The sequence below is a fragment of the Corynebacterium sp. KPL2850 genome (assembly GCF_040225855.1).
Lineage (GTDB): Bacteria > Actinomycetota > Actinomycetes > Mycobacteriales > Mycobacteriaceae > Corynebacterium.
This window is the reverse complement of sequence record NZ_JBEHFV010000010.1, coordinates 55,870-75,685: the sequence shown is the minus strand read 5'-3', so window position 1 is coordinate 75,685 and position 19,816 is coordinate 55,870. Positions and strand designations below refer to the sequence as shown.

Below are 19,816 nucleotides of genomic sequence, written 5' to 3'. Positions count from 1 at the left end.
CTCCAGGCACCGTATGACCTGGTAGCAGAGGTTGCGGAGACCGGTAAGCTGCCGGTCGTGCTCTTCGTTGCCGGCGGCGTGGCCACGCCTGCCGATGCCGCCCTCGTCCGCCAGATGGGCGCCGAAGGCGTCTTCGTGGGCTCCGGCATCTTCAAATCCGGTAACCCGGCGGCGCGCGCGGAGGCCATCGTGAAGGCCGCCACGCTTTACGATGACCCCGCCGAGCTCGCCAAGCTCTCCCGCGGCCTGGGCGAGGCCATGGTCGGCATCAATGTCGGCGATGTGCCGGCACCGCACCGCCTGGCCGAGCGCGGCTGGTAATCGCGTGGCACACCCAGAAGAAGCAAACGCCACGATCGGGGTGCTCGCGCTGCAGGGCGGCGTGGAAGAGCACCTGCGCATCCTCGAAGGCCTGGGGGCGGGGACGCGCCGGGTGCGCGTGCCGCGCGACCTTGAGGGCCTGGATGGGCTGGTGATCCCGGGCGGGGAGTCGAGTGTCATCGACAAGCTCGCCCGCACCTTTGGCGTGGCCGACCCGCTGCGCGAGGCCGCGGCCGCAGGCCTGCCCGTGCTTGCCACTTGCGCCGGGCTGATTTATTGCGCCCGCGAGCTGGATAACCCCTCGCCGGGCCAGCAGACCCTGGGGCTACTCGATGTCACCGTGCGGCGCAATGCCTTTGGCAACCAGCGCTTTTCCGCCGAACGCACCGTGCCGGTCGTGGTTGGGGAAGAAACTCTGCCCATCGAGGCGAGCTTCATCCGCGCCCCGCTGGTCACCCGCGTCGGTGAAGGCGTGGAGGTCATCGCGACCGTGTCGCACGACGGCGCGGAGGAAGCGGTCGTCGGCGTGCGCCACGGCGCCGTCACCGCCTTGAGCTTTCACCCGGAAGAAAACGATGAGGCGCGCGTGCACGCCGCCTGGCTGGCTAGTATCCGCTAGGCGCCGGAGAGGCCGCGGCGCTTGAGCAGCGGCGCGACGTCCTTATCGCGCCCGCGGAAGTCGCGGTAGGCCGCGCCGAAATCGCGGGAGGCGCCGCGAGAGAGGATGAGGTCCCGGAACTTTTGTCCTGCGGCGCGCAGATCGCTTTGCTCCTTGAACCACTCGAAGCCATCGGCATCGAGAGCCTCGGCCCACAGGTAGGAGTAGTAGCCCGCGGAGTAGCCGCCGGCGAAGATGTGGTTGAAGTACGTCGAGCGGTAGCGCGGGGCGATGTGCGGGTTATCCAGCCCCACCGCGCGCAGGGCCTCCTCTTCGAATGCGTCCACGGCCTCCGGGGTGGCCTCCAGCGCCGCAGCGTCCTTGGCGCTGAGCGAATGCCACGCCAAATCGATAATGGAAGCCGCCAAGTACTCCGAGGTGGCAAAGCCCTGGCCAAATTCGGAGGCGGCGGTCACGGCATCGAGCAGCTCATCGGGAATCGGCTCGCCGGTGTCGACGTGGCGCGCATACTGCTTGACCAGTTGCTTATCCAGCGCCCAGTTCTCATTGATCTGCGAGGGGAATTCCACCCAGTCGCGCGGGACGTTGGTGCCGGCGAAGGTGGGGTAGTGGACATCGGAAAGCAGCCCGTGCAAGGCGTGGCCGAATTCGTGGAAGAGGGTGTGCACCTCGTCCAGGCTCAGCAGGGGTTGGGAACCATCGGCGGGCTTGGTAATGCCCAGCACGTTGACGATGACCGGCTTGTGCTCCAGCAGGCCCGATTGGCCCACGAACTGGCTCATCCACGCGCCACCGCGCTTGGTGGGGCGGCCGAAGTAGTCCGTGAGCAGCAGGCCAATTCCCTTATCGCCGTGCTCGCCCTTATCTTCGTGCTCGACGTTATCTCTGTGTTCGACACCCTTGTCGAGCACCTCCCAGACGCGCACGCCCTCGGCATAGCCCTCCAGGTCCTCGCGCGGGGCAACGGTAATGCCGTACAGGCGCTCGGCGGCGGCGAATACGCCCTGGGTAAGGACCTTGTCCAGGGGGAAGTACTGGCGCAGTTCCTCCTCGTCGAGCGAGAAGTCGCGGGCGCGGACCTTGGATTCCCAGTAGGGCCAGTCGGCGGCGTGGAAGTCTTGCTCGTTGAGCGTGGCTTCCTCGGCTAGCAGCTTGTGCTCGCCGGCGGCATTGGCCGCGGCGGCGGGAGCGAGGTCTGCGAGCATGTCGCGCGCGGCGTCGGCGCTGCCAGCGGTTTCTTCCGCGATCACGTAATCGGCGTGGGAGGCATAGCCCAGCAGCTCGGCGCGCTCGGCGCGCAGCTGGACGGCCTCGATAAGCCCTGGAATGTTGTTCTCGGAGCCCCTGCTTGCCGATGCCGCATAGAGCTTCTTCCGCGCCCCCTCCCGAGCCAGGCGGGACTGCTCCGATTGCACGGTAGGCAGCTCGAGCGGGATGACGTAGCCTTCGCGGCCTAGGGCCTTGGCATCCGCCTTGGCTGAGGCGATGCGTTCCGGCGGCAGGCCCTCGAGCTCTTCCTCCGTGAACTCGACGGCGCGCTCGCGCGTGGAGGCCATGAGATTGCGGCCGAATTCCTCAGATAGGGCGGAGAGGCGCTGGTTGATATCGGAGAGGCGGGCCTTGCCGGCGGCATCGAGATCCGCTCCCTGGCGCGCAAAGGTGCGCAGCAGGTACTCGTGCAGGCGCGCGCCCTCCTCATCGCCGGCGGGCGGGGTGGCGTCCTTGATGCGCTGGTAGAGCTTTTCGTCCTGGTACATCGCGTCGTAGTGGGCGGACAGGCGCGGATAGATATCGGCGGCGATCTCTTCCATCTCATCGGTGACGTCCGTGCCAGAAAGGTTGCCAAAGACCGCCATGACGCGGTCGAGGTCTTGGCCGGATCGCTCGAGGGCTTCTACGGTGTTTTCCCACGTGGGGGCGGCGGGGTTTTCGGAAATGGCGGTGAGCTCGGCGTCGTGGCGCGCGAGCGCTTCGTCGAAGGCGGGTCGGTAGTGCTCGACTTTAATCTCTGCAAAGGGCGGGAGTTGGTAGGGCAACGATGAAGGGTGGAGTAATGGGTTAGTCATAAGCGACCAATGTACCCATTAACTCCACCCTGTGTGATGGTATTCACTAAGATTGCTAGCCCACGGGAACGAGCTCCGCGTCTTCATCCTTCTTCTGCGGCGGCGTGGCTTTTCGTTTCCCGGTATTCATCAAGATGATATCTAGTACGAGGAATGCGGCAAGGGTTATGCCCAAAAGTGGGATAAATACACCGACGGTTGCGGCAAAGAGAGCGCCCAGGCCGGTGGTTGCCCAGGAGAAGTGCCGCTTGGAGCCAGGTGCAAATTGCGGCCGACGCTTCCACCACATGTAGTAGCCCAGAACCACCATGGCGGCAATGGCGAGGCCGAGGGCGAAGAGTGCAATCTGTAGCGGCAGGCCAAACATGATGCCCATGTGCAGGTAGATACCCCAGCTGCTGAGCTTGCTAAATAGCGGCAGTTCGGAGAAGGGCAGGCGGTCGATGACCTCGCCGGTGGAACCGTCGATGGAGATCTCATCGGAGGTGTAGCGCCACTCGACCCAGCGCTCGCTCACCTTCCATCCCGAGTCGGTGTCCTCCGGGGCGTACAAGCGCAGCGGGCCCGTCAGGCCTTCCGCGCGGCCGGTGGCGTAGACGCGCTCTGCCTGCTCGGCGACGACCTCCGGATCCGGTGTCTCGCCCGCAGCTTCCGTATCCCCACCGTGGGCACCGTGGGCGCCGTGGCCTTCGTGCCCGGCGTGGGCATCGTGTGCGGCATCGGCGGAGGAATCGGTGGCCAGCGCGGTGTCTACTGGTGTGGCCTTCCAGTTCATCTTCTCCACCACGGAATTGACGTTTCCGCCGGCCAGCTGGGACCAGGTGATGCCGGTGGCGGACAGGCCAATGAGCCCGATGAAGATCCAAGCGCCCATAGTGGAGTGCAGGCGGGTGGCCTTCCAACGCTTGGAGCGCTGTGGCTGCTTCTTTAGCGGTGCGGCAGCCTTCTTGGGCCGGCGGCGAATCCACCACATGTAAAGGCCGCCGCAGGCTAAGACCCACAGCCAGGAGGCGGCTAGCTCGGAATAGAGCTCGCCCGGCTGGCCTAGGTGGAAGCTTTCATGCAGCGAGGAGATCCAGCGGCGCAGCGGCATTTCGCCCAGGCCGGAATAAGTGGGGTAGTCACCGATGACCTCGCCATCGGCCGGGTTTATAAAGACGGTGCGCTGCAGGCTCTCGTCGATGCCCGGATCTGCCACCAGCACGCGCGTGGAGTCCGTCGCCGATTCCGCCGGCCATACCTGGGAGACCGGCATATCCGGGTGCTCCTTTTGGGCAGCGCTGATTTGGTCCTCCAGGCTTACCGGGTTATTTACTTCCTCAACGGTCATGACGTCGCGGTAAGCAAACTTTTCCAGGGTCGGCGCTAGGGCGTAGAGGCAGCCGGTCAATGCTGCGATCAGGATGAAGGGGCCGACGAACATGCCGCCGTAGAAGTGTATGCGTTGGATGAAGGAACGCAGAGCCGTCCGACTCATAAAATAGTTCTCTTTCGTGCTTAGTGGTCAGTTGCATGGGTGCTGATATCAACTGCACTAATAGTCGGAACTTAGGCAACCCTGGTTCCCGGAAGGTGAAAAATTTTTTCAGTTGTGTGAAATTGAAGGGGCGAAAACGGCGACACCGCGCGCCCTGCAAAGGGAACGCGCGGTGAAAATTAGCTGGTGAAGAAGCTCTTACTTCTTCAGTCCATCGATGAAGTTGTTCCTGGTTTCCTTGGCTAGCAGCTTGTGCGGCGCCGGCGAGGCGGAGATCGGGCCCGTTGGATCGATATGATGGTCGCCTTATTGTGTACGAGCGCGAGGCTTATCACGAGGTCTACACCACGCTAGCGGACTCAACCGTTTTGCCTTGAGAAGCAAGAAACGAGCAAGAAAAAGTTTGCGCAGGTAGATGGGTAAATTTGGTGATAAAAGCGGCTGTATTGGCCGGTTTTCGGCGAACGAAGCAAGAAAAGACCGCCTCGAACTCCGAGGAGTAATCGAGGCGGTCTGTGGCTAGAAACCTAACGAGGCTTTACTTCTTCAGGCCATCGATGATCTCGTTGAACTGCGCGACGGGGCGCATGACAGCGGAGGTCTTCTCGTCGTTGGGCCAGTAGTAGCCGCCGAGGTCGGCGGGCTCACCCTGGGCATCGATAAGAGCCTGGGAGATTTCATCGGCCTTGCCGGAAAGCTCGGAGGCAACGTCCTTGAAGGCTGCCGCGAGATCGGCATCCTCGGTCTGGTTAGCCAGCTCCTCGGCCCAGAAAGTAGCCAGGAAGAAGTGGGAACCGCGGTTGTCGTTCTCGCCCACCTTGCGGGATGGGGACTTGCCCTCATTGAGCAGGCGCTCGGTGGCCTTGTCCAAGGTGGTGGCCAGCACGCCGGCCTTCTCGTTGCCGTTGGTCTGGTTCTCGTGGCGGAAGGACTCGGCCAGCGCCAGGAACTCACCGAGGGAGTCCCAGCGCAGGTGGTTTTCTTCCTGCACCTGCTGGACGTGCTTCGGGGCGGAGCCGCCGGCACCGGTCTCGAAGAGGCCGCCGCCTGCCATCAGCGGCACCACGGACAGCATCTTTGCGGAAGTGCCCAGCTCGAGGATGGGGAAGAGGTCCGTGTTGTAGTCACGCAGCACGTTACCGGTCACGGAGATGGTGTCCTCGCCGCGGCGGATGCGCTCGATGGAGGTCTTGGTAGCGGTGACCGGATCCTGGATCTCGATGTCCAGGCCCTCGGTGTCGTGGTCCTTGAGGTACTTTTCCACGAGGGACTGGATATTGCGGTCGTGGCCGCGCTCTGGGTCGAGCCAGAAGATGGTCTTCATACCGGACAGGCGCGCGCGGTTGACGGCGAGCTTGACCCAGTCCTGGATCGGCTCGTCCTTGGTCTGGCAGGCGCGCCAGATATCGCCGGCCTCGACGTCGTGCTCGATGAGCACCTCGCCCTTGGAGTTGCGGACCTCAACGGTGCCGGCTGCGGGCACCTTGAAGGTCTTATTGTGGGAGCCGTACTCCTCGGCCTTCTTGGCCATCAGGCCGACGTTCGGAACGGTACCCATGGTGGTGGGGTCGAAGGCGCCGTTTTCCTTGCAGTCCTCGATGACGGCCTGGTACACGCCGGCGTAGGAGGAGTCCGGGATGACGGCGAGGGTGTCCTGCTCCTCGTCGTTCTTATTCCACATGTGGCCGGAGGTGCGGATCATTGCCGGCATGGAGGCGTCAATGATGACATCGGAAGGCACGTGCAGGTTAGTGATGCCCTTGTGGGAGTTGACCATGGCGAGATCGGGGCCATCGGCAAGCGCGGATTCGAAGGCAGCCTTGATCTCCTCGCCATTGTCGAGCTTGTCCAAGCCCTCCAGGATGGAGCCCAAGCCGTTCTCGCCGTTCAGGCCGGCGGAGATGAGCTCGTCGCCGTACTTATCAAAGACATCGGCGAAGTAGGTGCGCACGACCTGGCCGAAGAGGATGGGGTCAGAGACCTTCATCATGGTGGCCTTCAGGTGAGTGGAAAAGAGCACGCCCTCTTCCTTGGCGCGCTTGACCTGCTGGAGCAGGAACTCATCGAGGGCCTTGGCGGACATGAAGGTGCCGTCGATGACCTCGTCCTTAAGTACCGGCAGCTCCGGCAGCAGGGTCTGCTCGCCGTCGGCGGTCTTCAGCACGATGGACAGGGTATCTTCCTCAGGGATGATGACGGACTTCTCGTTGTGGCGGAAGTCGTTATCGTCCATGGTGGCAACGTTGGTCTTGGAATCCTTGGACCATTCACCCATGCGGTGCGGGTGCTTCTTAACAAAGTTCTTTACGGCCTCCGGCGCGCGGCGGTCGGAGTTGCCCTCACGCAGGACGGGGTTAACGGCGGAGCCCTTGACGGAATCGTAGCGGGCCGCGATGTCCTTTTCCTCGTCGGTGGAGGGATTATCCGGGTAATCAGGCAGGTCGTAGCCGGCGGCCTGCAGCTCGGCGATGGCCTTCTTCAGCTGCACCAGGGAAGCCGAGATATTCGGCAGCTTGATGATATTAGCCTCTGGGGTCTTGGCCATCTTGCCCAGCTCAGCCAGGGCGTCTTCCACCTTCTGGTCTTCGGTGAGGCGCTCCGGGAACTGCGCGGCGATGCGGGCAGCTAGGGAAATATCGCGGGTTTCTACGTCAATGCCCGCGGTGGAAGCGAAGGCCTCCACGATGGGCTTGAGGGAGTAGGTCGCCAGAAGCGGCGCCTCATCGGTACGGGTCCACGTAATCTTAGCCATGATTCTCCTATTAAATGTGGGAAAATTTCTTCAGGTGACCAGATTACCGATTTTGTCCGCTCCATGTGGAGCGCTCGGTACATTCTGGGGCTGGGTGGCATCGGTCACGGGGCCATGCGCTGGGTAAATCTCTTCACCTGTCCACGCCCTGAACATGCTTTATGCGCAGGTGGGGTGTATCGTCGCCCCTCGTGAAAATTATCGATCAGTTAAGCCCGCGCAGCGCCAATGAACACCGCATTCACCGTCGGCCTTTGCCCCGCCAGACGGAGATTTCTACTGCGCGCCGCACCATCGTCATGGTGGCGATGGCCCTTGGTGCGTTTGCTATCGGTACTACCGAGTTCGTCTCGATGGGCCTGCTGCCGCTGATCGCGGAGGACTTCGGGGTTTCTGAAGATACCGCCTCCACGCTAATTACCACCTACGCGCTCGGCGTGGTGGTCGGCGCGCCCCTGATTGCGGCGTTTACCGGCAAGCTCCCGCGCCGCCGCCTCATCCTCTTGCTCATCGGCTTTTTGGTGGTGGGCAACCTGCTCTCGGTCCTCGCACCGAATTACTGGGTGCTCATGGTGGCCCGCTTCATCGCCGGCATGCCCCACGGCGCGTATTTCTCCGTGGCTAACCTGTCCGCGGCGTCGATGGCCCCTCCCGGCGGGCGGGGCAAGGCCATGGCGTTTGTGGGCATGGGCCTTGCCATCGCCACGGTCATCGGTGTGCCCGCGGCACAGGCCTTAGGCTCCGCGCTGGGCTGGCACGCGGCCTACCTGGTGGTCGTGGTCATTGGCCTTATTACCGCCGTGGCCCTGTTCTTCCTCATGCCGCACATGACGGAGATGAAACAGACCGATATCCGCACCGAGTTCGGCGCCTTTAAAAACAGCCAGGTGTGGCTCACCGTCATCATGGGCGTGGTGGGTTTCGGCGGTATGTTCTCCGTCTACACGTATATTTCCTGGACCATGACCGAGGTCGCTGGCCTGAGCGATAGCCTGATTTGGGTCGTGCTCATGGCCTACGGCATTGGCATGACGATTGGCAATGCCTTTGGTGGCTGGTTGGCAGACCGCAACCTCGAATTTGGCATCATTTTCGCCTTAGCCAGCCTGATCATCATTCTTACGGCCTTCTATTTTCTCTCCAGCCACGCCATCGCCGCCACCATTTGCTTTGGCATGGTGGCATTTATGGGTTCCACGTTGGTGCCGTCGCTGCAGTTGCGCTTGGTCCACGTGGCGGGCGATGCTCAGACCTTATCCGCAGCGCTCAACCAATCCGCGCTCAATATCGCGAACGCGGCCGGTGCGACCATCGGCGGCATCGTCGTCGGCGCGGGCCTGGGCTACTCTGCTCCGGCGCTGGCGGGCGCCGGCTTGGCGGCCGCGGGTTGCGTTGTGTGGGCGATAACAATGTGGGATAAAAAACGCCTTGCAGGCCGCAGCTAGAAGTACCACCGCACACGCCTATATTCTGGAGCACCATGAGCCTTACCATCGCTAGCGTCAACGTCAATGGAATCCGCGCCGCGTGCAAGCAGCGCAACGAAAACAACCCCGGCATGAACGCTTGGCTGGAACAGACTCCGGCCGATATCGTGCTGATGCAAGAGGTCCGCGCCACCCCGGATCAAGCCAGAAAGGCCCTGGCACCCGCCCTGGAGGCGGGCTGGCACTTGGAGCTTGCCGATGCCGCCGCCAAGGGCCGCGCCGGAGTAGGCATCCTCTCCCGCACGCCGCTTGCCGATGTCGAAGTCGGCTTCGGCTCCTTCACCGACGCCGGCCGCTGGATTGCCGCTACCACCCGCGATATCCGCGTGGCCTCGCTGTACTTGCCCTCCGGGGATACCGATTCGCCGAAGCAGGATGAAAAGTACCACTTCTTGGATGAATTCGGTTCCGTGCTGGCAGAAAACGCCAATAAGGACATGGTCATCGGCGGCGACTGGAATATCTGCCACCGCGCCCAGGACTTGAAGAATAATAAGGCCAACGAGAAGAAGGCCGGCCACCTGCCAGAAGAGCGCGCCTTTATGGACCATGTCTTCGGCAGCTTCCCGGATGAGGAGCCGCAGGAGAAAAAGAACCTGGGCGAGTGGCTCGGAGTCGTGGACTACGCGGGCACCACCCCGTGGGAGCCGGCCACCGCACCGCAGTGGTTCGACGTTACGCGCCGGCTCCACCCCGAGGCCGAAGGCCCCTATACCTGGTGGACCTATCGTGGCCAGGCCTTCAATAACGATGCAGGCTGGCGCATCGACTACCAAGCCGCAACCCAGCCGCTGCTCGATCGCGCGCAGCGCACATGGGTGGATAAGGCTCCGACCGTGGAGCAGCGCTGGTCCGATCACTCGCCGCTGCTAGTGGAATACGTCTAATGTCGCCGCTATTTAGCGTCCTATACGTCATTGGTATTACCGCCGAGTCCATGACGGCTGCGCTATCGGCCGGACGGCAAAAGCTGGACCTTTTCGGCGTGACGATGATCGCCGCCATCACGGCACTGGGTGGCGGTACTGTCCGCGATATCGTGCTCGCGGATCCGCCGCTGACTTGGGTGGAACACCCCATCTATCTGGTCATCGTCATTGCAGCCGCGATCGTCACGGTGGGCATGTCCTTTCTCATGCACTATTTCCGCCACCTCTTCCTCATCCTCGATGCCTTGGGACTGGCGGTCTTTTCCGTGCTGGGCACCCAGATTGCCGCGCACTTGGGCTACGGCTTCATCATCGCCTCGGTATCCGCGGTCATCTCCGGCGTTTTTGGCGGCGTGCTGCGCGATCTGCTTTCGGACCGCATTCCGCTGGTATTTTCCGGCGAATTTTATGCAGCCATCTCGATCCTGGCGGCCGGGCTGTACATGATCCTCTTGCGCGCCGGGCTATCGGAGGAGCCCACGGCGATTATTACCGCCTTGGTCTGCTTTGCCGCGCGCCTTGCGGCCATCTACTTCAAGACTGGCCTGCCCGTCTTTGAATACCGCGATGGTGAGCAGCAGATGGATCCGCGCCTTCGGCTTTCGGCGCGGATCGTGCGCGATGGCGCCCGCCGGGCCAAGCGGAAGGCAGGCGCGGCCACCCGTTACGCCAGCCCCATCACTCGGCCGCTGGGCCGCGGCAAGCGCACCGCAAGCAATTTTTCTTCCCCACTAAGCCTGGAAGAGTTAAATAGCAACCGGATTGCGCGGCCGACTGCCCACTCATCGATTACCCGCCCCAGCGGCAAGCACTCACCTGGGGCGAGGGGAGTGGATGTGCAGCAGCAATGGACCTTCAACAAGGAGGATGTGGGCAGGCAAAGGACCCCCAAGCACAAGCAGTAGTGCTAATATAAACACGTTAAAAATTTCGAAATCTGCAACGGAGAAAGTTCATGGCTCGCGCAATTATTCCTTTTGTCCTTGGCGCCGTAATCCTCGCCCTGAGCATCTGGTGGTGGACTGCTGTCGGACCGTCCTTCGCCTTCTTGGGCCCCATCGTCCTCATGGGTGTCGGCGGTGCCTTCATGGTGACCGGTTTCGCCATTTTCATGGACATCGTCAGCCCCACTTCCCGCAAGGTCTAAGAGAAAGGATTGACGATGAAAGCTATCGATCTGCTCACGGACATGGCACAACGCCCGCTCGATGCACTAGCCGCTTTGCCGGAGCTGAGCAACGAGACCGCCAATGCGCACTTTGGTGACCACCCGAACTCCATCACGTGGCTGCTATGGCACACCGGCCGCATGGCAGACCTGCAGCTTGCGCAGCTGACGGGGGAAGAAGAGCTGTGGCAGCGCTACGACCTCGACCTGCCGGATGCCATGGGCTATGGCCAATCGGCGGAGGAAGCGCGTGCGGTAACCACGCAGGACATCGGCAAGCTCCGCAGCTATACCCAGGAAGCATTGGAGCAGGTCAAGGCGTATGTGTCCTCGCTGGAGGATGACAACCTCGATGACGTGATCGACACCTCGTGGACGCCGCACGTTACCCGCGGTGTCCGGCTGGTCTCGATTTTTGATGACGCCGCGCAGCATCTTGGGGCGGCCAATCAACAAGCAAAAATGACGGAGTAACATTAACTGACATGACTGATTCCACTGCATCTAATTCCGTATACCGCGTACTTTCCGGCATTCAGCCCACCGCTGATTCCTATCATTTGGGAAATTACCTGGGAGCGCTCAAGCAGTGGATCGACCTGCAGGAAGGCTACGATGCCTTTTACTTCATCCCGGACTTGCACGCGATTACCGTGGAGCAGAATCCGGAGGAGCTGCGCAACCGCACTATGGCCGGTGCAGCTCAGCTCATCGCGCTGGGCATTGACCCGGAGAAGTCCACCCTCTTCGTTCAGTCCCACGTGCCCGCCCATGCGGAGCTGACCTGGGTATTCCAGTGCCTGACCGGCTTCGGTGAGGCCTCCCGCATGACGCAGTTCAAGGATAAATCCGCCAAGCGCGGCGCCGACCGCACCTCGGTAGGTCTTTTTACCTACCCCATCTTGATGGCGGCCGATATCCTTCTGTACTCCCCGGATTACGTGCCGGTGGGCGAGGATCAGCGCCAGCACTTGGAGCTCACCCGAAATCTGGCCGAGCGCTTTAATAATAAATACGGCGAGACCTTCCATGTACCGGAACCATTCATTCCGGAGGGCGCGGCGAAGATCTATGACCTGCAGGATCCGACGTCCAAGATGTCTAAGTCCGGTCCAAATCCGAAGGGCTTGGTCAACTTGCTCGACGCCCCGAAGACCTCTGCCAAGCGCATCAAGTCCGCAGTGACCGATGACCTGGGCGCCGTCGCCTTCGACCGGGAAACCCAGCCGGGCGTATCGAACCTGCTGGTCATCCAGTCCGCGCTGACTGGCGAGTCCATCGACTCCTTGGTGGAGAAGTACGCCGGCCAGGGCTACGGTCACCTGAAGGTGGATACTGCGGAGGCGCTTGAGGCCTTCACCACGCCGCTTAAGCAGCGCTATGACGAGCTCATGGCGGATCGCGGCGAGCTGGAGCGCATTTTGGAGCGCGGCGCCCAGACCGCACAGGAAGTAGCGCAGCCGCTTGTCGATGCCGTCTATGAAAAAGTCGGCTTCCTTCCCCGCCCGCGCAGGTAGTAGGTACCCCTTAACCCACCCCACGGAGGGACAAGTGGGTGTTTGCCAGCTACGCTATACGGGATAAGCGCTGTGCGAACAAGAAGGGAAGCACGTGTCCACCACCACGCAATCCTCCTCTAAGAAGACGGACCACTACGGCATCGAGCGCGCGAACGCCGATGACCCGGGAGCGATAGATAAGGTACGGCGCAAGTCGCCAATTGTTGACCACCTCATGCGTATGCAGGAGCGCTATGCCGCAGAGGGGGGCAACCAGTTCTCCGCTGGCATTACCTATTACTCGGTTCTGTCTATCTTCCCGTTGGCGATGCTGCTGGTGGCCACCATCGCCGCTGTCCTTGCTAACCGCGAGGACCTGCTCAATGATCTCCAGTCCTATATCACGGACTCCATTGACGGGAAGCTCAGCGAATCGGTCAATGAGATCTTGGATACGGCCATCGACCAGCGCGGTGCCATGTTCGGAATTGGTGGTTTGACCACCCTGTGGTCCGGACTGGGATGGATGAATCACCTGCGCATCGGCATTTCTGCCATGTGGGGCATCGATGCCAATGACGGCGGCTCCTTCCTGAAAAAGAAGTTCTCGGACCTTCTGGGGCTTATCGGCCTGATCATCTCCTTTGTCGTCGCCTTCGGTGTGACCGCTGCTGGTTCCTCCGGCCTTACACAGAAGATCTTTGACCTCTTAGGCATCGATTCCTTCCCGGGCATGGGCTATGTCTTCTTCTTCAGTGGCTTGTTGCTGGGCCTTATCGCCAATTTCATCGTCATGTGGTGGCTGATTATGATCCTGCCACGCACGAAGGTGCCTAAGAAGTCCGGCTTTACCGGCGCCGCCATCGGTGCGGTGGCGTTCGAGGCTATCAAGCAGCTGTCCACAGTGATCATGTCCTCTGCCACCGGCAGTCCGGCCGGCGCGGTCTTTGGTCCGGTCATCGTTTTGATGATTGTCATGTACTTGGTGTGGCGCGTGGTGCTTTATATTTCCGCATGGACTGCGACGACCGCAGAATCCCTGAAGTACGCGCACCCGCCGGTTCCAGAACCTGCCGTTATTCGCGTGCGCAACGAGGTACGTGAGGGCGCACCAGCAGGTGCGGTCTTCGGCGTGGGCGCGGCGCTGGGCGCTGCGGCCGTGGGTGTGGCGAAGCTTTTCCGACGGAAATAAAAATCCTCCCTACGGGTGAGGATCGCTGCGCTCTTTACCTTTAAGATAGGACACTATGAACGCCGATGATATTGCCCCAGACTTCTACGAAAAGTGGGACCTCGACCGCAGTGGTGGCGAGGATGAGCTTTCCGTTTTATTGGAAGCAAAAGATATCAAGCTCGGGCAGCAAGGATATAACCCCGATGAGCCGCGGCGTGTACAGCTGCGCATAGCGGCCAGCATCCTGGGTTCGGCGAAAAAGAGGGCCGAATACGATGAAGCATTGCGCACCGGCCTTCGCCCGACGTGGGGCGAGCTCGGCACGCTGAGTTCGGTGGGGCAGTGGTCTCCAGCACCGCGCACGCAGTCAAACTTCCACGATCAATCGCAGGGTGGTCCGAAGCGGGCGCCGGATTTTGCCCAGCCCAGCCCGTATAGTTCCCCGTACGCGCAAGACCCATTCGCTCGGCACGCATCACCGCAGCAACAGGTGTCGCCGTCGTTCGCCGCCCCGCCGGTGCCGTTCCAGCACCAGGCACAGGAACGGCCATCGCAAAGCACGCGCATTGGCATGGGCATCTTGGACTTCTTCTTGGCTGGTGGCATCAGCAGTGCGTTTGGCGCGGTCGTCGACGAGCTCGCGGATGTAGAAGCCCTGTCCTTTGTCGTTTTCTGCATCGTCATGGTGGTCTACGTTCTGGGCAGCGAAGTGTGGTTGGGCGCTAGCCCGGCAAAGATTCTTGCCGGCTATACCGTGCGGGATGTCGATACGAAGGAAAAGCTCAGCCTCAGCCAGTCCGCAAAGCGCCAGTGGTGGCGCCTTATCAACGTGGTCCCGGGAATCGGGCAATTGGTGGGCCTGATGGGCGCGGTGGTGCACACAGTCACCATTAATGAGGAAAATAACCGGCGCGGTTCCCACGACGAGTTCGCAAACGCAGAAGTGGTCAAGAGGAAGCCGCGCAAGTAGAACGCTGGCATGGCGCATCTTGGGGCGGATGCCTACGATGGTGCGCATGCATGATGCACCTTTAATTAGCCCCGAAAATAAGGATTCCGCCGAGAGCGTGGTGGAACAACTTCCTAAGGTATCCCTGTGGGAACCGGTCCGCTCGCAGGCCAGCACCGCGGAGGAATTGAACGCGGATATTCGCGAGCAGTGTGCCCAGCTTGCCGATGACCACGTGGTCTACGCCGAGCTGCAGCTCAACCCCGCGGCTTATTCTTTCGATACGTCCGCAGTCGTACGAGAGGTGGCCGCGGAACGCTTCGGCGATCTTGAGGTACGGTTTGTCCTCGAGGCGGCAGAGCCGGCGGCTAACGCAGGGGATGCTGCGGGCGTTGCGGGTTACACCCTGCCGGAGGGGAGTGCTGCCGCCGCGGCGGAGTTCCGCACGAAGTACCTGCCTACCCAAATCGCGGTGGGTGAGGATTTCGCCGCCACCGAAAGCGCGGCGCAGGCCGGCGTCAACCGCTTGCTGCAACCGGTGAATATGATTGATGATTTCACCGCCGATGTCGATGGAATCCGCCCAGGCAAGGCCTCCGGATGGATCCGCGACCGACACATTCCATTGGTATTTTCGCCCGTGGACGACGTTGAGGAACTGACGGATCATCCGCTGCCGCTGTTGCAGCAGCTTGGCTTTACCTGTTCCGTTTCTTCCGGCGATTCCACTCTGAGCAGGCAATTTCTCGCATTGAGCGAGACCTTTGGATACGGCTTGGAGGAGTTTTTCGATCTCACTGTGAAGGCGATTGAAAATATTTTCGGCACGGAGGAGACAAGGCAGCGTATCCTTGAGACCGTTGTCCTTCCGGCCTACGAGGACCTCTCCGATCCGGAACTTGCCGGTCCCGATACTGAGGAGTCGCTCCAAGATTCCGGGTTCTCAATGAACCTGAATGACAACCCTTCCGAAGAGTAATAGATAGTTAATCTACATAAAGGAGGAAGACATGCCTTCCGCACTATTCGTTGTTACCGCCGCTGATAAGTGGACGCTGGCTGATGGCAGCGCCCGTCCTACCGGTTACTGGGCCGAGGAGCTCATCGCTCCGCACCGCGTGTTTAAGAACGCGGGTTGGGATATCGACTTTGCTACGCCGAACGCAAAGGCACCCGTGGTAGACGAGTACAGCCTCGAGGTATTGTCTGAGGGCGACCGCGCCGAGCAGGAGAACTACCTCGCAGAAATCGGTCCAGACCTGGAAGACCCACTGAACCTGGCCGATGTTAAGGAAGCTGACTACGACCTCGTCTTTTACCCCGGCGGCCACGGCCCGATGGAGGACTTGGCTTATGACCAGGACTCCGCCAAGCTGCTGCAGGAGCGCATCGAGTCCGGTCGCGCCCTGTCCCTGGTTTGCCACGCACCGGCCGCATTGCTCGCGCTGGACAATGACAACTGGCCACTCAAGGGCTACACCATGACCGGCTTTACCAACGCCGAAGAGGGCGAGGAGACCATCGCCGCTGCCAAGTGGGTTGTTGAGACCCGCCTGCGCGAGCTTGGCGCTGACTTTAAGCAGACCGATCCGATGCAGCCTTATGTCGAGGTTGACCGCAACCTCTACACGGGCCAGAACCCAGCATCCTCTGAGCCTTTGGCACAGCGCATCCTGCGCGACTTTTAATGCGGGCGCTGAAAGCTCTCGCTGCAGGTAGCGCGGTAGTAGGGGCGGCGGCATATATAAAGAGCCGCCGTCCTTATCTACGCAGCGTTGCTCCTGAGCTTCGCAGCCCATTACTGTACCTGCCGCTGCACTTGCTTTCGGGTGATCGATTCGCTCGAACGAGCAGGCTATTTGCCAATATGGACGTGGCACGTCCGAAGTGGCGTCCGGTGGACATCGAAGAGCTATCTTGTTCTTTTGAAGGCCAAGCATTCCGTGCCCGCGTTATTACTCCACGCGGAGATGGAGCGCCAGCCGAGCCACGTCCCGTGGTGATGTGGATTCACGGCGGAGGTCACCTGCTCGGTGGTCCCGCGATGCATGATCCCCAAACTTCGCTCATCGCATCGGAGCTGGGGGCCATTGTCATCGCGCCGCGCTATCACAAATCCACGCAGGAACCTTTTCCTGCGGATCTGGAAGAGTGTTATGCCGCTTTGCGCTGGATGCAGGAAAATGGCGAGCTTTTAGGCGCGGATACTTCGCGCATTGCGGTCGCTGGCGATAGCGCCGGCGGTGGCTTGGCCGCAGGCCTTGCCCAGCGCACGGTGGATGAAGGTCATTCCATTCGAGCGCTTGGATTGGTCTATCCAATGCTTGATCACCGCACCATTGTTAAAGAGGGTGCGGTGGGGCAGTTTATTTGTCCTCCGAATTTAAATCGCGGCGCTTGGGATATGTACTTAGGCAAGGACCATTTAGGAACCCCGCTGCCACCGTATGCATCGCCGGCGACGCGTTCGGATCACTCGGGGATGCCGCCCACGTGGATCGGCGTGGGAGACATCGACCTTTTTCATGATGAATCCGTAGCCTTTGCTACCGCACTGCAGAACGCCGGAGTCGAGACCACACTTGATGTGTATGCAGGCGCCTATCACGGCTTCGATCAGGTACGCCCGCGTGCGCCCCAGTCGCGCAGAATGCTGGCAGATCTTATCGAGCACCTCGGCTCTCACCTCTAGCCGCACGTTTTGCGGATTGGGGTGTAGGTGAAAATGCAGCAACCGCCCCAGTCCACGCTCCACTTTGAGGAGCGGTTGGGCTGGGGCGGTCTTCGGTTAGCAGCGGCTACCGGCAGCTGAGGTCGCTAGGGCCGGTAGTCCGTAGAGCAGAGGAAAACTAAAAGCGGGAAAAACGCTTAATTAGCATGTTCTCGAGGCCCTTCCAAGACTCGGCATGCTCGTTATACGGCTTGGACGGGACATAGCCTGCGTGTTCGGTGGAACCGAGCATGTAGCCGAGGTAGTCCTGCAAACGCGGATTGGCCAGCATATAGGAATTAATGGAATCATCCCCGGCCCAGTCCGCGGCATCGGCGCAGACCTCGTAGCAGCGGGCTAGCTGGTCGGAGTCGACCGCTTCCGGTCCCTTTTCAATATCGCGCACGATGCCATTAAAGGAATATTGGTTATCCGGGTGGACCTGGACCTCTAGCTCACCGGCATTGGCGGCGGTGACGACGTCCTGCCAGGTAGAGACGCGCGCCAAGTCGTGGTCATCATTATCGATGAGCCACCGCACCAGCGTCTTGGAGGAATCGAAGGTAAAGATTTCGCCCCACTTGCCTAAGAAGATGGGATTGCCGTCCAAGTAGGTGCGCAGCGTGTAGACGGACTTGGACTGCGCGGTGATTTTAATCGGGTCGATTCCGGCGGCGGCCCAGGGGGACTCGTCATAGGGGTCGGCGGCATCTGCTGCGGCCTTGCGCTTTTCTTCGGCTTCCTTGGCGGCAGCGTCGGCGGCACTCGCTGCCTCGGAGATGCGGGTTTCGGCATCGGAGATAGCGGCGGCGTCGAATTCATCGCTCGGAACCACGTGGACGTGCTTATCCAGATCCGCGATGACCTTCTTCCAGTTGGTCAAGATGACCCGCCCGACGCCGGTCCACTCGTTCATACCCTGCTCGCCGGAGTAGTGATCGGCGCCGCGGGAGACGTTGCGCAGGATGGAGTGAGTGGCGAAGAAGATGGTGGTCTGTTCGGCAGCGGCGACATCGGCAAGCGCGGATGCCACCTCGAGGTCGCGCGCCACGGTGGAGACATTGGCGTGGCTGGGGCGGCCGGCGAGGGCTTCCGGCATGCCGATGAGATCGTATTCATCGCGCTTGGCTGGGGTGACGCGGTGCGCCGGGCGGGCGGAAAATTGCTCCCACTGCGGGTGATCCAGCAGGTCATGCTTGGCATCGGACTCCAGGTAGCACAGCATCTCAGCGGGGGAGTCGAAGACCAAGACGGAGTCATCGTCGCCCAAAAAGGCTTGCCATTCGGAGCCATTTTCGCGCCACTTGGGCGCCCAGAGGGTATAAAAATCGCCCTCAGTCAAGGAGAGCTTAATAGGCACAATCGCACGGGTACTCATGGCCTTTTAGTCTACCCAACGCCCCAGCTGCCGCGCGGAATTGCCGGGGCCTTGTCAGGCAGTCGGCCGCCAAAAGCCCTTAAATTGCATGCCCATATTATTCGTGCGCAGCGGGTTGGTCTGCACGGGGTCGCCGGCCTCCACGATCTCGCCATTGCCGGAATACATCGCCACATGGCCATCCCAGACCACCAGATCGCCGGGCTGGAGCTGATCGGCGCTGACCTGCTTGCCGATGGCCTGCTGGTCCGCCGTGCGCGGTATATCCACCCCCGCCTGGGAATAGGCCCATTGGGTAAGCCCCGAGCAGTCAAAGCCACCATTGCCGGTTCCGCCCCAAGTATAAGGTTGGCCCAATTGGCTTTTGGCCGCGGCCACGGCCGCTCGGCCCGCATCCGAGCCGGCTTCGGTACCCGCCGGCGGGTTCGGTGTGGGAGCAGGGTCCAGTTCTGGTGGAGGGGCCACGGCCGTGTGCGTCGCCGCGGCAGCTGTTAGCTGCTGGGGCTGGCCCACGGCGGATTCCACCGGGCGCTGGGAGATGGGCAACAGGGCCGAGGCGGCATTGGTGAGCTCGTCTTTCAGGCGGTTGACCCGGGCCATCGCCAAGCCAATATGCTCGTCTATCACGGTGCGAAGAGAAGCAAGTGCTGCGGCGCGAGAGGCGGGATCGAGGGAGATTAATCCCATCGTGGCTGGCGTAGCGGCCTGGATGAGTCGCGTTCCGATGCCGAAGATATCGCCGGCGGCCGCCGCGATAAGGCTGCGCGCTTGGCCAAGTACGGCGGAGACGGTCTCGTTATCGCCGGTGAGGAGGTCCGCGGCGGCGATAAGCTGCGAGGCATCGCCGTGCGCGATATCCGCCAGTGGCTGGGCGGCGGAGAGATCTGGGACGCGGGGAAGTTGGACATCGGGAAGCGGCGAAGGTTGCAGCGCGGCGATATTTTTAATGGCGGTAGCAAGCACTTAGATCGCCGCCCCGAGGGAGTCGCGTAACGCTGCATCGGAGTCTTCCGCCTCGCGCGACATCTGGAAGGAAGACTGCGCGATGTGGTCCATATCGCGGCGCAGCATGGTCATCCGCGCCCCAATATTGTCTAAAGCGGCATGGACCTCCTCATTGAACCCAATAAAGGCCGAATCTTCGGGTAATGCCGGGTGGGGTGGATTGTCTCCCTGCGCGTTCGCGTGCAGGTCACGGGCTAAATGGCGGGCGTGGGCGGTATCTATCTGAAAAGGTCTCATGCCCTATTGGACTGGCCAATGGCCCAAGTGGTTCCCAAAAAGTTT

Annotated in this window: 19 protein-coding genes; 13 read left to right on the top strand and 6 right to left on the bottom strand. The window is 61.4% G+C overall.

Features of this window, described 5'->3' with window-relative positions; genetic code table 11:
- Together ABRP93_RS05175 and pdxT are read left to right on the top strand one after the other, a co-directional pair.
- On the top strand, positions 1–321 hold a 321-nt coding region (locus ABRP93_RS05175), incomplete at its 5' end, for a beta/alpha barrel domain-containing protein (RefSeq protein ID WP_489617523.1).
- A 4-nt stretch (positions 322–325) separates the two neighbouring features.
- Positions 326–940: a pyridoxal 5'-phosphate synthase glutaminase subunit PdxT gene (pdxT, locus tag ABRP93_RS05170; protein ID WP_349887150.1), complete on the top strand. Its 615-nt coding sequence runs from the start codon at positions 326–328 to the stop codon at positions 938–940.
- Here the strand turns inward: pdxT and ABRP93_RS05165 are convergent.
- The 3 genes from ABRP93_RS05165 to ABRP93_RS05155 all read right to left on the bottom strand — a co-directional run bounded on the left by ABRP93_RS05165 (position 937) and on the right by ABRP93_RS05155 (position 7,235).
- Entirely contained in the window at positions 937–3,006 is a 2,070-nt protein-coding gene (locus ABRP93_RS05165) for a M3 family metallopeptidase (RefSeq protein ID WP_349887149.1), read from the bottom strand. The genes pdxT and ABRP93_RS05165 overlap by 4 nt on opposite strands.
- A 55-nt stretch (positions 3,007–3,061) precedes the next feature.
- Positions 3,062–4,483: a PepSY-associated TM helix domain-containing protein gene (locus ABRP93_RS05160; RefSeq protein ID WP_023025352.1), complete on the bottom strand. Its 1,422-nt coding sequence runs from the start codon at positions 4,481–4,483 to the stop codon at positions 3,062–3,064.
- Positions 4,484–5,021: 538 nt separating this feature from the next.
- Positions 5,022–7,235, bottom strand: a complete 2,214-nt coding sequence (locus ABRP93_RS05155) for an NADP-dependent isocitrate dehydrogenase (protein WP_349887148.1) — start codon at positions 7,233–7,235, stop codon at positions 5,022–5,024.
- Positions 7,236–7,426: 191 nt separating this feature from the next.
- Between ABRP93_RS05155 and ABRP93_RS05150 the strand changes: the two genes are divergently transcribed.
- The 11 genes from ABRP93_RS05150 to ABRP93_RS05100 all read left to right on the top strand — a co-directional run bounded on the left by ABRP93_RS05150 (position 7,427) and on the right by ABRP93_RS05100 (position 17,133).
- Positions 7,427–8,680, top strand: a complete 1,254-nt coding sequence (locus ABRP93_RS05150) for an MFS transporter (protein WP_349887146.1) — start codon at positions 7,427–7,429, stop codon at positions 8,678–8,680.
- 35 nt (positions 8,681–8,715) lie between these two features.
- Positions 8,716–9,609, top strand: coding sequence for an exodeoxyribonuclease III (locus ABRP93_RS05145; RefSeq protein ID WP_349887144.1), 894 nt, complete (start codon positions 8,716–8,718; stop codon positions 9,607–9,609).
- Positions 9,609–10,556, top strand: coding sequence for a trimeric intracellular cation channel family protein (locus tag ABRP93_RS05140; RefSeq protein ID WP_349887143.1), 948 nt, complete (start codon positions 9,609–9,611; stop codon positions 10,554–10,556). Before ABRP93_RS05145 ends, ABRP93_RS05140 begins: the two co-directional genes overlap by 1 nt.
- Positions 10,557–10,606: 50 nt before the next feature.
- The gene (locus ABRP93_RS05135; protein ID WP_023025362.1) at positions 10,607–10,798 is read left to right on the top strand and encodes a hypothetical protein; all 192 of its coding nucleotides are present in this window, start codon (positions 10,607–10,609) and stop codon (positions 10,796–10,798) included.
- Between the two features lie 15 nt (positions 10,799–10,813).
- A complete protein-coding gene (locus ABRP93_RS05130) occupies positions 10,814–11,293 on the top strand; it encodes a DinB family protein (RefSeq protein ID WP_023025364.1) in 480 nt (159 codons plus the stop codon).
- Positions 11,294–11,304: 11 nt separating this feature from the next.
- Positions 11,305–12,336, top strand: a complete 1,032-nt coding sequence (gene trpS, locus ABRP93_RS05125; protein WP_023025366.1) for a tryptophan--tRNA ligase — start codon at positions 11,305–11,307, stop codon at positions 12,334–12,336.
- 94 nt (positions 12,337–12,430) lie between these two features.
- The gene (locus tag ABRP93_RS05120; RefSeq protein WP_023025368.1) at positions 12,431–13,510 is read left to right on the top strand and encodes a YhjD/YihY/BrkB family envelope integrity protein; all 1,080 of its coding nucleotides are present in this window, start codon (positions 12,431–12,433) and stop codon (positions 13,508–13,510) included.
- Between the two features lie 55 nt (positions 13,511–13,565).
- A complete protein-coding gene (locus ABRP93_RS05115) occupies positions 13,566–14,462 on the top strand; it encodes an RDD family protein (protein ID WP_023025370.1) in 897 nt (298 codons plus the stop codon).
- A gap of 46 nt (positions 14,463–14,508) precedes the next feature.
- Positions 14,509–15,420, top strand: coding sequence for an adenosine deaminase (locus ABRP93_RS05110; protein WP_349887142.1), 912 nt, complete (start codon positions 14,509–14,511; stop codon positions 15,418–15,420).
- Positions 15,421–15,451: 31 nt separating this feature from the next.
- Positions 15,452–16,129, top strand: coding sequence for a type 1 glutamine amidotransferase domain-containing protein (locus ABRP93_RS05105; RefSeq protein ID WP_023025374.1), 678 nt, complete (start codon positions 15,452–15,454; stop codon positions 16,127–16,129).
- Positions 16,130–16,308: 179 nt separating this feature from the next.
- On the top strand, positions 16,309–17,133 hold the full coding sequence (locus tag ABRP93_RS05100; protein ID WP_239275584.1) for an alpha/beta hydrolase fold domain-containing protein: 825 nt from the start codon (positions 16,309–16,311) through the stop codon (positions 17,131–17,133).
- Between the two features lie 157 nt (positions 17,134–17,290).
- On the opposite strand, the gene ABRP93_RS05095 is transcribed toward ABRP93_RS05100, so the two are convergent.
- From ABRP93_RS05095 to ABRP93_RS05085, 3 genes are read right to left on the bottom strand one after another with little or no spacing between them, the layout of a single operon-like run.
- Positions 17,291–18,529, bottom strand: a complete 1,239-nt coding sequence (locus tag ABRP93_RS05095; protein WP_349887140.1) for a SatS C-terminal domain-containing protein — start codon at positions 18,527–18,529, stop codon at positions 17,291–17,293.
- A 54-nt stretch (positions 18,530–18,583) separates the two neighbouring features.
- The gene (locus ABRP93_RS05090; protein ID WP_349887139.1) at positions 18,584–19,492 is read right to left on the bottom strand and encodes a C40 family peptidase; all 909 of its coding nucleotides are present in this window, start codon (positions 19,490–19,492) and stop codon (positions 18,584–18,586) included.
- Positions 19,493–19,771 carry a chemotaxis protein gene (locus ABRP93_RS05085; RefSeq protein WP_349887137.1) on the bottom strand — a complete coding sequence of 93 codons (279 nt, stop codon included), beginning with the start codon at positions 19,769–19,771 and terminating at the stop codon, positions 19,493–19,495.
- Positions 19,772–19,816 lie beyond the last annotated feature (45 nt).

What these genes read in the sequence shown, in the direction of transcription:
- ABRP93_RS05085 (WP_349887137.1), bottom strand. Translation starts at nt 19,771, where the DNA reads ATGAGACCTTTTCAGATAGATACCGCCCACGCCCGCCATTTAGCCCGT.
- ABRP93_RS05130 (WP_023025364.1), top strand. Translation starts at nt 10,814, where the DNA reads ATGAAAGCTATCGATCTGCTCACGGACATGGCACAACGCCCGCTCGAT.
- ABRP93_RS05105 (WP_023025374.1), top strand. Translation starts at nt 15,452, where the DNA reads ATGCCTTCCGCACTATTCGTTGTTACCGCCGCTGATAAGTGGACGCTG.
- ABRP93_RS05140 (WP_349887143.1), top strand. Translation starts at nt 9,609, where the DNA reads ATGTCGCCGCTATTTAGCGTCCTATACGTCATTGGTATTACCGCCGAG.
- ABRP93_RS05135 (WP_023025362.1), top strand. Translation starts at nt 10,607, where the DNA reads ATGGCTCGCGCAATTATTCCTTTTGTCCTTGGCGCCGTAATCCTCGCC.
- ABRP93_RS05145 (WP_349887144.1), top strand. Translation starts at nt 8,716, where the DNA reads ATGAGCCTTACCATCGCTAGCGTCAACGTCAATGGAATCCGCGCCGCG.
- ABRP93_RS05165 (WP_349887149.1), bottom strand. Translation starts at nt 3,006, where the DNA reads ATGACTAACCCATTACTCCACCCTTCATCGTTGCCCTACCAACTCCCG.
- trpS (WP_023025366.1), top strand. Translation starts at nt 11,305, where the DNA reads ATGACTGATTCCACTGCATCTAATTCCGTATACCGCGTACTTTCCGGC.
- ABRP93_RS05110 (WP_349887142.1), top strand. Translation starts at nt 14,509, where the DNA reads ATGCATGATGCACCTTTAATTAGCCCCGAAAATAAGGATTCCGCCGAG.
- ABRP93_RS05115 (WP_023025370.1), top strand. Translation starts at nt 13,566, where the DNA reads ATGAACGCCGATGATATTGCCCCAGACTTCTACGAAAAGTGGGACCTC.
- ABRP93_RS05160 (WP_023025352.1), bottom strand. Translation starts at nt 4,483, where the DNA reads ATGAGTCGGACGGCTCTGCGTTCCTTCATCCAACGCATACACTTCTAC.
- ABRP93_RS05100 (WP_239275584.1), top strand. Translation starts at nt 16,309, where the DNA reads ATGGACGTGGCACGTCCGAAGTGGCGTCCGGTGGACATCGAAGAGCTA.
- ABRP93_RS05155 (WP_349887148.1), bottom strand. Translation starts at nt 7,235, where the DNA reads ATGGCTAAGATTACGTGGACCCGTACCGATGAGGCGCCGCTTCTGGCG.
- ABRP93_RS05095 (WP_349887140.1), bottom strand. Translation starts at nt 18,529, where the DNA reads ATGAGTACCCGTGCGATTGTGCCTATTAAGCTCTCCTTGACTGAGGGC.